The organism is Rhodospirillales bacterium, from assembly GCA_020638175.1.
Lineage (GTDB): Bacteria > Pseudomonadota > Alphaproteobacteria > Micavibrionales > Micavibrionaceae > JACKJA01.
In genome coordinates this window covers 570,943-584,446 of the sequence record JACKJA010000002.1, presented here as the reverse complement: position 1 = coordinate 584,446, position 13,504 = coordinate 570,943, and the positions used below count along the sequence as shown (strand labels likewise).

Here is a 13,504-nt window from a genome sequence, read left to right as displayed (position 1 = left end):
TGACGATGAACTATTTGTTTCTGATGTTTGCTATTCTTGTTCTGGCGTTTTCCCCTGCGCACGCATCGGAAAAACAAAAACAGGATGTTCTGGATTTTTGCCAGAAAAATCAGGACCGCTGGCCGATGGACTGCACATGCGTCATACGGCAATACGATGTCGAGATCGGCCAGATGAACGCCGCGGGCCAGCAGCGTCTGGACATGGATCAGGAAAAGATTGATGAAAAATACCGGACACTCATGGCGGCGCCCGGCATGGGCCCACAGTCTCTTGAAAGAATGTGTACCATCATCAAGAAAAAAGAGCGCGTTGCCGAAAATAACCGGAAATTCCTGGATATACGCACCCCGGCCGCAGAAAAACCGGCGGCGCTGATCGACCGGGATCCGAAACTGGACGAAGAACTGAGACGTTTACAACACAATCTTGATCGCCGGACAGCCAACGCCGTGGTTGGTTATTGCGGATCTCTGAAAATCATTGATAAACGCGAGGCTCTGATCGCGGATGACAGTAAAATGCTGAATGGCTCCACAGGAATGCTTAACCTGAGTCTGGGCAATCACGGTCATTGCCAGCGGTAGGGCTGCCAATATTCCCTTTCACGTTCTCCGGTTTTTATGAGGCGGCTTAAGGCTTTTTTCATAAAGCGGCACTAGACTATGATGAGATTATCGGGGGGCACCTTGCGCCCCAGAGGAGAGCCATGGGCAATTTATCTGACGTACTACGCAATGCTGCGGAGGCCCCGCGCTATTATGACGGCATTGACGAAGAGCACAACATTTACAATAAATGGCAGCCCTTGCTGGACAATGACCGTCACTATGTCTATGTGCCCGGCGATGGCCGGGAAAACCAGTCCTTCGATCAGTGGAAAACCCATAACGACCAGCTACGCGCCACGATGAATATGAGCCCTGCCGAACAGGCTGCACGGAATGAAATGGAAAAAAGCATTGAAACGCTGCATAAACCCAGAGTGGATATGATCAATAAAATCAGAGACGAAGAAATTGACCCGGCGGCGGCAACATCGAGAACAGCCGATCTTCAACATCTTATCGACCATCACACCCAGGAAACCCGTTATGCGCAACTGAATGTGCTAATGAAAGAAGGATATGAACAAACCCCGGAAATTGCTGCTCGCTTTCGTTCACCGGGAACCAATCTTAATCTCCAATATCTGAAAGAGCACCTGGACGATGCCGAAACCACTTTTCGTCATGACCTGAATAGCGATTATCCGGAGAGAGTCGACCGGGCAAACGAGGCTGTCGGCCTGATTGGTCAGTATAAGGATAGAATTGGTTATATGGAACAAACGGCGGACCGGGCGATGAGCCCCGCATTTACACCGGACAACCCTGCACCCTCCGTGCCGGAACAGCATCCTGAATCATCGCTCGACTTTTAACTAAACCGTGTATTGTATTGCTATACTGTGAAGTCCTGCGTTGATACGGCGGGTCCGGCGGGTGTCGGCACCATGACAGGATCGACGGGCTCAACTCCGGCGGCGGCGGGATTGAAAGCAGCCGTGGGGCTTTTTAAACCTTCACTGCTGATTCCTTTGCCCAGACTATTATCTCCTTCGGCAGCGGTCAGGCGGCTGGCCGGCTCTTCTGCCTGCGATGAGGGAGAAAAGCGGGTTCCATCGGTTTGAGCACCTTCCATCTTTGCTCGCAGTAGGTTTGCGCCTGTCATATCCGATCCCCGTAAATCCGCATTTTCAAAATGCGTATGGTTCAAATGCGCGCCCCGTAAATCTGCTCCTTTCAGATCGGCCCCGTCCATTTTGGCCGCATAGAAGTTGGCTTGTGTCATCCCCGGCTCGGCGCTGTTAGCGTCGACCCCGGTCATATTCGCACCGGAGAGTTTGGAATAGGACGCTTCAACGCCTTTCATGTTCGCATTCGATAAATCCGCACCTCTCAAATCAGCGCTTTCAATGTCGGCCTTTTCAAGATTGATGTTAGCGGCCTTGGCGCCAGACAAATCGGTATGTTCGATGTTGGCTCCCGGCCATTGTGCCCGCTCTAGATTAGCCCCGGACAAATTACTGCCGCCAATGATATTCAGTGCGGTCCCCCCACCGACGGGTAAGGCGTGCGTGTTCGATAAATCGGCACCGGACATATTGGTTTTTTCGATTTGCATTGTTCCCAGTTTAGCCCCAGAGAGATTTGCCCCTCTTGCTGTACTGTCTTTGATGTGCATATCAGAGAGATTGGTACCGGAACCGCTTAAATCTGCGTTATCAAGATTCGAAAAACTGATATGAACCGAACCGGACAAGCCGCTTAATTTGGCATCGCTCATATCAACATTGTTAAATTGCAAACCGCCGGGACCGGCTTTAATTCCCGAAAGATCGGCCCCTTTCAGATTGGCGCCATTTATACTGCCGCTCAGGCTTTCAGGCACACCATTTTGCGCAACGTAGTCCTGCCACGCTTTGGTGCCTTTATTGAGTGCCTCAATTGCCGCGTCATTTGATGCCATTATGCCTACTCCCGGTTTTCGCCCTTATTATAAGGTTTCCGGGGTTAACATAAGGTTTATAGCTACAGGAATAGCCCCGCCGCCATCAACACGGGGGTCAGGAGAGTTACCGCTACGTTCAGGGCCATCGCCGGGATAACTGGGCCGGATTGCCACAGGCGGATGATAACAATGACGGCGAGCGGCATGGTCAAAAGGCCGGAGAACACGAAAAGCGGCAAAACCCCCATGGATACAGCGAAAACCATGGCGCCATATGCCCCTGCGTAGAACAGGGCGGCCAGCAGCACAGCTTTCTTTTCGCCCCACAGGATCGGGATGTTTTTGCGGCCGGCGGCGCGGTCGGCGGCAATATCCGGAAGCTGGTTGATAAGCAGCAGGTTGTTGGTCAGGAAAAAGACCGGCAGGGCCGCCGCCAGCCCGGACCATGAATAGGAGCCGCTGAGCACGTATTCCGTGCCCATAATCATCGCCAGCCCAAACCCCGCGCCGGGCGCGATCAGGGTCAGGATCGGGCGGAACACCAGCCACGGCCCATAGGCCGCGACAATCAGGACGCCCGGCAACCCGGCCCACAAAAGCGGCCAACCCGTTTTATACAGCAAGACCAGACCTGTCAGGATCGTGACGGCCAACAACCCCGCCGCCAGTTTTTGCGCGGCGGGCAGTAAATCGGGATGGGCCGGAAGTGTACCGCTGCCGCCGCTGAATGGTGTTTTATCCGTGTTCAGATCGAGACCGTTTTTGAAATCGCAGACCTCGTTCAGAGCATTGACCGCCGCATGCGCACACAGCGCCCCGATCAGGATGATGGCCAGTAACGATCCGTCAAATGCGCCGGCTTTTTCGTGAGCCACGGCCACCCCGACCGCGACACAGGCCGGGACCAGCAATAAAAACGGGGGGCGGATGATACCGATGAGGGCAGACATATCTCTTCTTGATCGTTTGGAATCAGGTCTAGACTTCCCCCGTACCATGCGGCATGTTGACGATCATGACAACTGATAATGACACGCTCTATCTGGTCGACGGGTCCGGGTATATTTTCCGGGCTTATTTCGCCCTGCCCCAGAATCTGACCAACCCGGAAGGCACGCCGGTCGGGGCTGTGCTGGGCTTTACCAATATGCTGCTCAAGCTTTTGACGGACGAGCATGCACCCTCGATCGCTGTGATTTTTGATGCGAAGCGCGCTAATTTCCGCAACGATATTTACCCGGACTACAAAGCCAATCGCGAAGACCCGCCAGAGGATTTAATTCCGCAATTCGGCCTGATCCGCGAAGCAACCGAAGCGTTCGACATCCCGGCGATTGAGCTGGAAGGCTATGAAGCCGACGATTTGATCGCAACCTATGCGCGGCTGGCCAAGGAAGCCGGGAAGCAAGTTGTGATCGTGTCTTCGGACAAGGATTTAATGCAGCTCGTCGATGACGACGTTTCTATGCTCGATCCCATGAAACAGCGCAAAATCGGTCCTGCCGAAGTTGTCGAGAAATTTGGCGTGATGCCTGACAAGGTTGTCGATGTGCAGGCGCTGGCCGGGGATTCCACAGATAACGTGCCTGGCGTGCCGGGGATTGGCATTAAAACAGCGGCAGAGCTTATCAATGAATATGGCGATCTGGAAGGGTTGCTGTCCCGCGCCGCAGAGATCAAGCAACCCAAGCGCCGGGAAAAGCTGATTGAAAACGCCGATATGGCCCGGATTTCCCGGCAGCTTGTCCGGCTGGCACCCGATGCGCCGGTGCCGGTTGCGCTGGACGACCTCAAAGCCCGCGATCCGCACACACCTAAATTGATTGAATTTGTGAAGAAACAGGGGTTCAAGTCCGTTCTGGCCCGGCTGGAAAATAACGGCGCGGGCACGCCGGGCGGCAAGCCTTCAGATTCTTCGCCCACGGCGCAGGATAACAAGAAGGGATTGCCCGCACCGAAGCAAAACGAATATACCCTGATTACCGATGAAAATACGCTCAAAGACTGGATTGCCGCCGCTTATGAGAGTGGTGTTCTGGCCATAGACACCGAAACCACCGGCCTGACCCCGGCCCGGGCCGAACTGGTCGGTATTTCTATGGCTTCCGCGCTCGGCAAGGCAGCTTATATCCCGATCGGGCACGGTGTAAAAACGGAAGCGCCGACCGACCTGTTTGCCGCTCCCGAACCGGTAGATAACGCTGGCGACATCAAGCAAATCCCGCTGGACAAGGTTATCGCCTTGCTTAAACCGTTGCTGGAAGACGAAAGTGTCCTGAAAATCGGGCATAACATGAAATACGATTTCCAGATGTTCGCGGCACACGGCATCCGCCCGGCGCCGTGCGATGACACGATGCTTTTGTCTTATGTGCTTGACGGCTCGGCGCACGGACACGGCATGGATGAGCTCTCCGAACTGCTGTGCGGTCATACAACCATCAAATACGAAGAGGTCTGCGGCAAGGGCAAAAGCCAGATCGGTTTTGCGGAAGTGCCGATGGACAAGGCGCTAGACTACGCCGCCGAGGATGCCGAAATTACCCTGCGGCTGTGGTATGTTCTCAAGCCCCGGCTGGCGCAGGAGAAAATGGCGACCATCTATGAAGATATCGAACGGCCGCTGATCCCTGTGATTGCTGACATGGAGAGGGCCGGGATCCGGGTTGATCCGGCCAAGTTGAAAGAGCTGTCTTCCGATTTCAGCAAGCGCCTGATGACACTGGAAGAAGACATTCACAAAATAGCCGGTCATCCGTTCAATGTTGGATCACCCGCGCAGGTCGGCGATGTGCTGTTCGGTGATATGGGGCTGGACGGCGGCAAGAAAACCAAAACGGGGGCGTGGTCGACTAATGCGGCCATTCTTGAAACGCTGGCCTTGCAGGGGCATGAGATCGTCCAGAAAATTCTCGACTGGCGGCAGCTTTCGAAACTGAAATCGACCTATACCGATGCCTTGCCGGAGCAAATCAACCCCGCAACCGGCCGTATTCATACATCTTTCCACCTGACAGGAACCAATACGGGACGTCTCGCATCGTCCGATCCGAACCTGCAAAACATACCGATACGGACCGAAGAAGGCCGTAAAATCCGGGAAGCGTTCATTGCCGAGCCGGGATGCACCTTGCTGTCCGTTGACTATTCGCAAGTCGAATTACGGCTGGCGGCGGCGCTGGCCAATGTGGGGGCTCTCAAGGAAGCGTTCCGCAATGATGTTGATATTCATGCCCTGACGGCCAGCCGCGTGTTTGGCGTGCCGTTGGAAAACGTCACGCCGGAGCTGCGGCGGCAGGCCAAGGCCGTCAATTTCGGAATTATATACGGTATTTCCGGCTGGGGGCTGGCCAAACAGCTCGGCTGCGAGCCCGCAGACGCCAATGCGTTCATCCGCACGTATCTTTCCCAGTTCAACGAGATTCAGGATTTCATGGAAGCCGCCAAGGACGAAGCGCGTAAAAACGGGTTTGTTCGCACGCTGTACGGCCGCAAATGTGTGATCCGCGGTATTAACGACAAGAACGGCGCGATCCGGGCGGCGGCCGAGCGGCAAGCGATTAACGCGCCGCTGCAGGGCACCGCCGCCGACATCATGAAAATGGCAATGGTCAAAATGCCGGACGCTTTGAAAAATGCCGGATTAAAAGCCCGGATGCTGTTACAGGTCCATGACGAGCTGATATTTGAAGTGCCGCATGACGAGCTGGATAAAACAGCCACCCTCGTCCGGGATATCATGGAAAACGTTGCCGATGTGGGCGTGCCGCTGGAGGCCGAAGCCGGACACGGCGATAACTGGGCGCTGGCGCATTAACTTTTTCTGGAACGATCTATGGCGCGGGGCGCGCATATTGTCCGGCGGCCATGATACCGTCAGGGCCGCTGTCCTGAGCCAACACAACGAAACCTGCGTTCGTATCCTTGAACATCGGCTGGACAATTTTCCCGCCTTCACGGCCATCCCATTCGCCAAGATCAACCAGTGTGCTGACCACGTTGAGATACTCCATAACCTGACCGCGGTTTTGGCCCTCGGCCACCGTGATCTGGTGCGGACGGTCGTACACCGCCATCCATAAATGCAGGGGCTGGGACAAGGTGACACCCAGCGCCGGTAAAACCACCTTGAAAACGCCGGGTTGCGCCGTTTTGACGATGGATAACGCCACAGGTTCTTTTCCCTGCTGGTCCTTTAAAGCTGTAGCAACTTCCTTCATCTTATAGCCGACCGCATCAATCCGGCCATTCACGACAATCTGCGGCGTATAGTTTGGCCCGGCGCGCAAAGCCTGCATGTAATCATTCTGGCGCGTGGTACAAAACGGGCGGGCTAACGAGCCTTTCGTCACATCGAAATAGTCAATGTGACAGGCCAGCCCGATCACATCGTTTTGCCGCACCAGATCCGCAAACAGCCGGTCGGCCTGCGGACAGAAAACGCACGCCTGTGATGAAAACAGCTCGATAACGACAGGCGCCTTGTCCGAAACCGTAATCGCCGCGTCTTCAGATTGCGCAAAAGAAGCGGCGCCGGACGCCAGAAAAAGAAAAGCCGCGAATAAAGCCGTTAAGCGCTGATTAAGTTTCTGCATTTTATAATCAATATGTAAATTATTGAAACGGGTTTACTTGAAATTATGAAGAGCATACCGGATACAGGAAAGCAAGTCATACGCTTTCATGCCTTTTCATCTGTTTTCTGGACAGTGGCGGCGCTTTGCGTATGGGTGGCGGTTTTTGCACTGGTTCTGGCCATGCCGCCCAATGTCCGGGCCGAGGGCCGCGGCCTGCCCCATCAGCAAAACACCGAAATTCCGACCGAAGACCCGGAAGAAGACGCCTTGCGGCTGATCCACCAGCAACTGGCCGCCATCCGCGCGCGCAACGCGGAACAAGCCTTTGCGCTGATGACTGCGCGCTCTCACGAAGCCTTTGAAAGCGCCAACGATTTTCTGGGAACGCTGCGCTTTGAATACCGGCCTTTATATAATTCCGAAAGCCTCCACGTCCTGCACAGTCACAAGGGCGACGGCGATTCACTGCAAACGGTCGAAATCTTCGATGAAGACGGGGACGCCCTGACTGTTCTCTACCGGATCGAGCGCCAGAGCGATGGACGGCTTCTCATTGATTCCTTTACGATTCTGGATGATGAAGCCCTCGCCATTTAGAAAACACCCTTTTCCTATACAGAGCGCAGGTATATTTTTGATCCTCTTTGCTTTGCCAAGAGGTCTGGAAACGTTTATACCTGATTTAGCTGTTTCTGAAAAAACCATGTGGCACAGCTTAAAAAACGAAAAGGATATGTCATGACCAACCCTGACCCCACCGAAGAAATCCAGCCGGAAGAAGTTGTTCTGGAATGGGCAGAAATCCATAAGGACTGCGACGCGCTGGCCGCCAAGCTGAACGACCGGGAATGGCACGGCATTATCGCGATCACCCGCGGCGGGCTGGCCCCCGTTTCGTTGATGGCCCGCGCACTCGACAATAAAATGATCGAAACGCTGTGCATGGCCAGCTATGACCATCAGGATCAGGAAAAACTGGAAGTATTAAAAGCTGTCGAACACATTGGCGACGGTGAAGGATGGCTGGTGGTTGATGACTTGTCAGACACTGGCAAGACCTTTGAAGAGGTTCGTAAAATGTTGCCCGCAGCCCATTATGCCTGCCTGTATGTCAAACCGATGGGGCAACCACACGCCGATACCTATATCCGCGCCTATGAACAGCATGTCTGGATTAATTTTCCCTGGGAGCTGAAAGCCGGATTTTCCGCCGACCATTTCGAGCCTTACTAGACAAGAAACCCATGAGTGAACAATTCATTCCCGTCGGTATCGGACAAAGGCTTTTCAGCCGTTACACGGTCGCCCCCCATACCGCGACAAAAGACCCGGCAGACAAGACGCTGGCCATTTTAGCCCACGGGTTTCCGGGCGGTCATATCGAATGTCACGGCCATATCTTCGCCGATCTGGAGAATATCTGTCACAATCGCAAGATTGATACGCTTTGCTTCGATTTTCGCGGATGCGGCGATAGTGATGGCCAGTCGGAAGATTTCACCCTGACCGCCGCCCGTCAGGATTTCCAGACGGTTTTGAACTGGGCCAAAAAACAGGGCTATCACAAATTCTTTTATATCGGCGAAGGGCTGGGGGCGGCCATCGCCTTGATGAATGCCGACGAAAACCTCAAGGGGCTTGTTATGCTGTGGCCGCTGCTCGACTTCCGCAAGACCGTCTTCCGGGATTTTTTCGATGCCGTGCAAACACCCGTTAGCCGTCAGAATCAATCTATCACGATGGAAGGCTACAAAGTCGGGTTGCCGCTTTTGAACGAGCTTTTAACCACGACTATCGCGCCTTTTCTGGAAAAAATCCGGGCGCCGATCCTGATCCAGCATGGCGATGCGGATACCGCCGCGCCAATCACGCAGCTTGATCTGCTCCGCCGCCATACCCAAAAATCCCGGCGCGTGGATATTACGTCTTACGAAAAGGGAGAACATGGCCTGCCGCTGATCGGGGAGCGGCGGATGATTTTTCATCATGTTGAGCAGTTTTTAAAGACGTATAGCTAGCTCATGGTTTGTACGGCGCTATAACCTTTAGAAAATGGCTGACCATTTTATTGGCGAAAGGCCGGCTGATGTGCCTTTGCTCTACGAGATAATCCGTTCCGCTAATTAGATCACCGACCATCACCCGCCAATCGGACCCCGGAAACCCGATGAGTAACGCATCGTCGTTATGGTTGTTAAACTCTGCGGTCACATCCCTCAAACGCGCTTCATTTTTTGCCTCAAGATAAAGGCCAAGACCATCTGTGTTCTCCAGAAGATCCCTCGCTCTTTTTTCATGGGGGCCCATTAAATCGCGCCCCGGATCGTTACAAATCGACCAGGCAATAATCAGCCGCCCGCTTTGGACCGGGGTTACATCTTCCAATGATTGACAGTATATGTCTGCAAAAGGATACATGGTAGTTGTCATATAACAAAAGCGTTTGGTTTGGCAATATTATTTTCTCTTGCGTTTCCATGATAATCCTGTGTATAAAGCCCCATTCAAATGACAGCCTGGCTAAAACGGCATGCCTCGGTTGTCTTGTATAAGACCACTTTTTAAGGAGTAGAAAATGCCGAAGATGAAAACCAAAAGCGGTGCGAAGAAGCGATTCAAAATCACCGCATCCGGCAAGGTAAAAGCCAAACAGGCCTTTACAAGCCACATGATGATGAACAAATCCAAAAACATGAAGCGGAAAGCCAAGGGGACAACGACCCTGTGCAAGGCAGATGCGCGCATTGTTCTGCGCAGTTTCCTGCCCTACGCCCGCAAGAAAAAAGCAGCGGTTAAAGCTGTAGAAGGGAGCAACTAATGGCACGGACAAAAGGGGGGCCACGCGCCCACGCCCGTCACCGTAAAGTGATTAAGGCCGCCAAGGGTTACTACGGCCGCCGTAAAAATTGTTTCCGTACAGCTGTGCAAGCGGTCGAAAAAGCCGGGCAATATGCCTATGCTCACCGTCGCCGTAAAAAGCGCGATTTCCGCAGCTTGTGGATCCAGCGTATTAATGCCGGTGCACGCCTGAACGGTTTGACCTACAGCCAGTTCATGCACGGCCTTAAACTGGCCGGGATCGAGCTGGACCGTAAAGTCCTGTCGGCGATTGCGATCGACAGCGAAAAAGACTTTGCGGCGCTGGCCCAACAAGCCGCCGATGCCCTGAAAAAAGCAGCATAAGCAGCGATTAAAAGATTGAGTGAAAAAGCAGCCTGTCATAGGGCTGCTTTTTTTATGGTCTGAAACGCAGATGTTCGGGGACTTCAGGTAAGATAGCCTCTCCGGCCTTTAACTTTCGACTCCAGTCGATATCTACGGCTATGGCCCGCTCTCCATTATATATCTGCTTGAGGCTGTAACCTTCGTTTCTGTCTCCGGCGATCAGGTAAACAGATCCATTTTCCGGGTTTGGGAATTTTTTGTAGCGTAGCGGATCAATATGCATGAAAGACATAGCAAGAACCCGCAGCGTAACGCCGTGCGTTACCCCCAAATGCGTATCAACGCCTTCGGCTTTATCACGAAAAATTGTATCAATGAACGGTTCCACCCGCCTTTGGACCAAATACGGGCTTTCCCCGCGCGGCGGGCGGGCGTAAAAACGGTCTTCCCTGCGGGCCCGGTCGAATGCCTCGGCGACCCACGGCATTTTTTCACGGCGTTCCTGATCCGAATGATAAGCTGAAAAATCCCCGAAATCCATTTCGGTCAGTGATTCTTCAACGCGCGGTCTTTCCTGAAAAAAACCATTCGCACCATATATTATGCCGCTTGTTGTTTCGCGCGTACGTTGAAAGGGGCTCATCCAAAGGCGCGGCGGCGGGATATCGTGTTCCTCACAATAATTTCTGATAAACTCCCCGGCGCTAAAAGCCTGTTGCCAGCCTTTGTCCATCAATGAAATCCGGGCATCACTGCGTAACTTATAATTATCAAGATTGTCATTGCCTTCGGAATAACCGTGGCGTGCAAGAAAAATCCGCATATCTCTGCCTTAATATGTTTATTATCCATAAACCGATATCCTGTTTCCAGTCGCCATGCAAGAATTTGCTCTCGTTTTTCCTGACATGGGTGTTTAGTATAAAGCGCCTATTGTGAAAGGATCCCATGACTCATCTCGCTGTTTTTGACTGGAACTGCACACTGTTCGACGATTTCGAACCGATGCTTGATGGAACAAATGCCTCTATATCCCTTTTTGGGCGGCCCGCCATTGATGCTGAAACGCTGCGGGATCATTTTACAATGCCGATTTTACATGGCTACGTGGCGCTGGGGATCGGGGTGGATGAGTACCTGTCCCGGCACGAAGAAGCCGCCCTGACTTTTCTTGAATGCTATGAGAAAGGAGCATTGGATTGCCGCCTAAAGGACGGCGCTCTCGATCTTCTGCTCTGGCTGAACGAGCATGACGTTCACTGCCTGCTCCTCAGCAATCACCTCCGGGAGAACATAGATATCCAGCTGCGCCGTTTCCAGATCGAGAGCATGTTTCACGGCGTTTCCGGACGGGATCAATATGATGCCTCCTTTATCAGCGGCATGGACAAGCAAGAACGGCTGGAAGTTTATATGAACAAGCATGGTTTTTCCCCGGACAAAGCCTTTATCATCGGCGATTCCGAAGAAGAACCCGAAATCGGCAATCATCTGGGGCTGACAACGTTTTCGATTACCGGCGGCGTGGTCAGCGAAGAGCGCCTGAAAAAATGCAATCCGGATTATGTTGTTCATGATTTGCCCGGCGTTAAAACGACGTTGGCGGAAATCTGGTCAATTTAAAGCTTAACCTTGAGCAAATCCGGTGCTAAAAAGGCTTTTCAGGCAATATAAAGCTAACGAAACCATGACAGATATGACACAGACAATTACTGCATTAAAGGATGAGCTGACCTCTCTGATCGAGGCGGCCAACGATCTACAGGCTCTCGACGACGCGCGGGTGACGGCGCTGGGCAAGAAAGGCCGGGTGACCGAGCTGATGAAGGGGCTGGGCGCCATGGACCCGGAAGAGCGCAAAACCATGGGGCCGGCGCTTAACACCCTGAAGGACGATATTGCCGCCCTGATCGAAAAACAGGAAGCGGCCTTGAAAAAGCAAGAGCTGGACGCCCGTCTGGCCCGCGAACAAATCGATATTACCCTGTCGGCCCGGCCTGAGAAAAAAGGCACCATCCACCCGGTCAGCCAAACGATAGAGGAACTCACCACAATCTTCGCCGATATGGGATTTGAAGTGGCCGAGGGGCCGGACATTGAAAGCGACTGGTACAATTTCACATCTCTGAATTTTCCGGCAGGACACCCGGCCCGCGAAATGCACGATACGTTCTTTATGCCGGACGATGAAGAAGCCAGCGAAGAACACCGCATCAAAGTCCTGCGGACACATACATCTTCCGTGCAGATCCGGCATATGCTGGAAAAAGGTGCGCCCTGCCGGATTATTTGCATGGGCCGCACTTATCGCTGCGATTCCGATATGACTCACACGCCGATGTTCCACCAGATCGAAGGACTGGTGATTGATAAAGATATCCATATGGGGCACCTGAAGGGTTGTCTTCACGATTTCCTGAAAGCCTATTTTGAAGTCGATGAGCTGCCGATGCGGTTCCGGCCTTCTTTCTTCCCGTTCGTTGAGCCGGGGGCCGAGGTTGATATCGGTTGTTCCCGCGAAGGCGGCGGCCTGAAAATCGGTGGTGGAGATAGCTGGATGGAGATTCTGGGCTGCGGCATGGTCCATCCGAATGTCCTGAAGAACTGCGGTATTGACCCGGATGAATATCAGGGCTTTGCCTTTGGCATGGGGATCGACCGGATGGCGATGTTAAAATACGGCATTCCTGATTTACGAACCTTTTTCGATTCCGACGTTCGCTGGCTCGATCATTACGGCTTCAACCCGCTGGAACGTCCGAACCGCGCTACGCAGTCATGAGAATCGAGCGCCTTTGTCCTGACGATTACGCTGCCTGGCTGCCGCTATGGGATGCCAATAACAAGGGCCAGTGCCCTGTCGACGCCACAGCGGTCACCTGGGAACGGTTAATGGATGACAACCAGCCAGTTTACGGCCTGTGCGCACGCGATGATAACGGCATTCCGGCTGCGATTATGCACTATGTTTTACATCCGACGACGGGCAATATCCGTCCGGTTTGCTATATGCAGGATTTATTCGTAGACCCGGATCATCGCCGGCGGGGCATGGCCCGCGCACTGGTCAACGAACTGGCCCGGATCGGGCGGCGGGAAGACTGGGCCCGGATTTACTGGCTGGCTGACGGCACCAATGAAGCCGCTCAAAATCTCTACAAAACCCTTGGCATAAAGCTGAATTTCAGCTTACATGTATTGCCGTTACAATAATCAAAAAGTTGTCATTCTGAGAGAGTGATAACGATCGAAGAATCTCATATGATCCT

General features: G+C 53.2%; 16 protein-coding genes. 11 read left to right on the top strand and 5 right to left on the bottom strand.

Annotated elements, in window-relative coordinates:
• Window positions 1-5: 5 nt before the first annotated feature.
• Window positions 6-587 (top strand): hypothetical protein, encoded by a 582-nt coding sequence (locus H6868_02870; protein ID MCB9988260.1) that lies wholly within the window; start codon window positions 6-8, stop codon window positions 585-587.
• A gap of 122 nt (window positions 588-709) precedes the next feature.
• Window positions 710-1,423 (top strand): hypothetical protein, encoded by a 714-nt coding sequence (locus H6868_02865; protein ID MCB9988259.1) that lies wholly within the window; start codon window positions 710-712, stop codon window positions 1,421-1,423.
• 20 nt (window positions 1,424-1,443) lie between these two features.
• Here H6868_02865 and H6868_02860 read toward each other — a convergent pair whose 3' ends face one another.
• Both H6868_02860 and H6868_02855 read right to left on the bottom strand, forming a co-directional pair.
• Window positions 1,444-2,511 carry a pentapeptide repeat-containing protein gene (locus H6868_02860; GenBank protein MCB9988258.1) on the bottom strand — a complete coding sequence of 356 codons (1,068 nt, stop codon included), beginning with the start codon at window positions 2,509-2,511 and terminating at the stop codon, window positions 1,444-1,446.
• A gap of 62 nt (window positions 2,512-2,573) precedes the next feature.
• Complete coding sequence (locus tag H6868_02855) at window positions 2,574-3,443, bottom strand: prenyltransferase (protein ID MCB9988257.1); 870 nt, start codon at window positions 3,441-3,443, stop codon at window positions 2,574-2,576.
• A gap of 53 nt (window positions 3,444-3,496) precedes the next feature.
• Between H6868_02855 and polA the strand changes: the two genes are divergently transcribed.
• Window positions 3,497-6,310, top strand: a complete 2,814-nt coding sequence (gene polA / locus H6868_02850) for a DNA polymerase I (GenBank protein MCB9988256.1) — start codon at window positions 3,497-3,499, stop codon at window positions 6,308-6,310.
• A 16-nt stretch (window positions 6,311-6,326) separates the two neighbouring features.
• Here the strand turns inward: polA and H6868_02845 are convergent, their stop codons facing one another.
• Complete coding sequence (locus tag H6868_02845; GenBank protein MCB9988255.1) at window positions 6,327-7,088, bottom strand: DUF1223 domain-containing protein; 762 nt, start codon at window positions 7,086-7,088, stop codon at window positions 6,327-6,329.
• A gap of 45 nt (window positions 7,089-7,133) precedes the next feature.
• On the opposite strand from H6868_02845, the gene H6868_02840 reads away from it, so the two are divergent.
• The 3 genes from H6868_02840 (at window position 7,134) to H6868_02830 (ending at window position 9,088) form a co-directional block, all read left to right on the top strand.
• Window positions 7,134-7,667 carry a DUF4864 domain-containing protein gene (locus H6868_02840; protein ID MCB9988254.1) on the top strand — a complete coding sequence of 178 codons (534 nt, stop codon included), beginning with the start codon at window positions 7,134-7,136 and terminating at the stop codon, window positions 7,665-7,667.
• Window positions 7,668-7,808: 141 nt separating this feature from the next.
• Window positions 7,809-8,303 carry a xanthine phosphoribosyltransferase gene (gene gpt, locus H6868_02835; GenBank protein ID MCB9988253.1) on the top strand — a complete coding sequence of 165 codons (495 nt, stop codon included), beginning with the start codon at window positions 7,809-7,811 and terminating at the stop codon, window positions 8,301-8,303.
• Window positions 8,304-8,314: 11 nt separating this feature from the next.
• On the top strand, window positions 8,315-9,088 hold the full coding sequence (locus tag H6868_02830; GenBank protein ID MCB9988252.1) for an alpha/beta fold hydrolase: 774 nt from the start codon (window positions 8,315-8,317) through the stop codon (window positions 9,086-9,088).
• Window position 9,089: 1 nt separating this feature from the next.
• Here the strand turns inward: H6868_02830 and H6868_02825 are convergent, their stop codons facing one another.
• Window positions 9,090-9,500 carry a hypothetical protein gene (locus H6868_02825; GenBank protein ID MCB9988251.1) on the bottom strand — a complete coding sequence of 137 codons (411 nt, stop codon included), beginning with the start codon at window positions 9,498-9,500 and terminating at the stop codon, window positions 9,090-9,092.
• 145 nt (window positions 9,501-9,645) lie between these two features.
• Between H6868_02825 and rpmI the strand changes: the two genes are divergently transcribed.
• Both rpmI and rplT read left to right on the top strand, forming a co-directional pair.
• A complete protein-coding gene (rpmI, locus tag H6868_02820) occupies window positions 9,646-9,888 on the top strand; it encodes a 50S ribosomal protein L35 (GenBank protein ID MCB9988250.1) in 243 nt (80 codons plus the stop codon).
• Window positions 9,888-10,253: a 50S ribosomal protein L20 gene (rplT, locus tag H6868_02815; protein MCB9988249.1), complete on the top strand. Its 366-nt coding sequence runs from the start codon at window positions 9,888-9,890 to the stop codon at window positions 10,251-10,253. The genes rpmI and rplT overlap by 1 nt, the downstream gene beginning before the upstream one ends.
• A 52-nt stretch (window positions 10,254-10,305) precedes the next feature.
• Here the strand turns inward: rplT and H6868_02810 are convergent, their stop codons facing one another.
• Entirely contained in the window at window positions 10,306-11,058 is a 753-nt protein-coding gene (locus tag H6868_02810; protein MCB9988248.1) for a phosphoglycerate mutase family protein, read from the bottom strand.
• A 125-nt stretch (window positions 11,059-11,183) separates the two neighbouring features.
• Here H6868_02810 and H6868_02805 point away from each other — a divergent pair, with 125 nt between their 5' ends.
• The 3 genes from H6868_02805 (at window position 11,184) to H6868_02795 (ending at window position 13,448) form a co-directional block, all read left to right on the top strand.
• A complete protein-coding gene (locus H6868_02805) occupies window positions 11,184-11,858 on the top strand; it encodes an HAD family hydrolase (protein MCB9988247.1) in 675 nt (224 codons plus the stop codon).
• Between the two features lie 64 nt (window positions 11,859-11,922).
• A complete protein-coding gene (gene pheS / locus H6868_02800) occupies window positions 11,923-13,017 on the top strand; it encodes a phenylalanine--tRNA ligase subunit alpha (protein ID MCB9988246.1) in 1,095 nt (364 codons plus the stop codon).
• Window positions 13,014-13,448, top strand: a complete 435-nt coding sequence (locus H6868_02795; protein MCB9988245.1) for a GNAT family N-acetyltransferase — start codon at window positions 13,014-13,016, stop codon at window positions 13,446-13,448. Before pheS ends, H6868_02795 begins: the two co-directional genes overlap by 4 nt.
• The last annotated feature ends 56 nt before the right edge of the window (window positions 13,449-13,504 follow it).

Coding starts and splice junctions, on each gene's coding strand:
- H6868_02870 (MCB9988260.1), top strand. CDS start 6: ATGAACTATTTGTTTCTGATGTTTGCTATTCTTGTTCTGGCGTTTTCC.
- H6868_02795 (MCB9988245.1), top strand. CDS start 13,014: ATGAGAATCGAGCGCCTTTGTCCTGACGATTACGCTGCCTGGCTGCCG.
- H6868_02845 (MCB9988255.1), bottom strand. CDS start 7,088: ATGCAGAAACTTAATCAGCGCTTAACGGCTTTATTCGCGGCTTTTCTT.
- rplT (MCB9988249.1), top strand. CDS start 9,888: ATGGCACGGACAAAAGGGGGGCCACGCGCCCACGCCCGTCACCGTAAA.
- H6868_02860 (MCB9988258.1), bottom strand. CDS start 2,511: ATGGCATCAAATGACGCGGCAATTGAGGCACTCAATAAAGGCACCAAA.
- H6868_02865 (MCB9988259.1), top strand. CDS start 710: ATGGGCAATTTATCTGACGTACTACGCAATGCTGCGGAGGCCCCGCGC.
- H6868_02855 (MCB9988257.1), bottom strand. CDS start 3,443: ATGTCTGCCCTCATCGGTATCATCCGCCCCCCGTTTTTATTGCTGGTC.
- H6868_02810 (MCB9988248.1), bottom strand. CDS start 11,058: ATGCGGATTTTTCTTGCACGCCACGGTTATTCCGAAGGCAATGACAAT.
- H6868_02830 (MCB9988252.1), top strand. CDS start 8,315: ATGAGTGAACAATTCATTCCCGTCGGTATCGGACAAAGGCTTTTCAGC.
- H6868_02840 (MCB9988254.1), top strand. CDS start 7,134: ATGAAGAGCATACCGGATACAGGAAAGCAAGTCATACGCTTTCATGCC.
- rpmI (MCB9988250.1), top strand. CDS start 9,646: ATGCCGAAGATGAAAACCAAAAGCGGTGCGAAGAAGCGATTCAAAATC.
- gpt (MCB9988253.1), top strand. CDS start 7,809: ATGACCAACCCTGACCCCACCGAAGAAATCCAGCCGGAAGAAGTTGTT.
- polA (MCB9988256.1), top strand. CDS start 3,497: ATGTTGACGATCATGACAACTGATAATGACACGCTCTATCTGGTCGAC.
- H6868_02805 (MCB9988247.1), top strand. CDS start 11,184: ATGACTCATCTCGCTGTTTTTGACTGGAACTGCACACTGTTCGACGAT.
- pheS (MCB9988246.1), top strand. CDS start 11,923: ATGACAGATATGACACAGACAATTACTGCATTAAAGGATGAGCTGACC.
- H6868_02825 (MCB9988251.1), bottom strand. CDS start 9,500: ATGACAACTACCATGTATCCTTTTGCAGACATATACTGTCAATCATTG.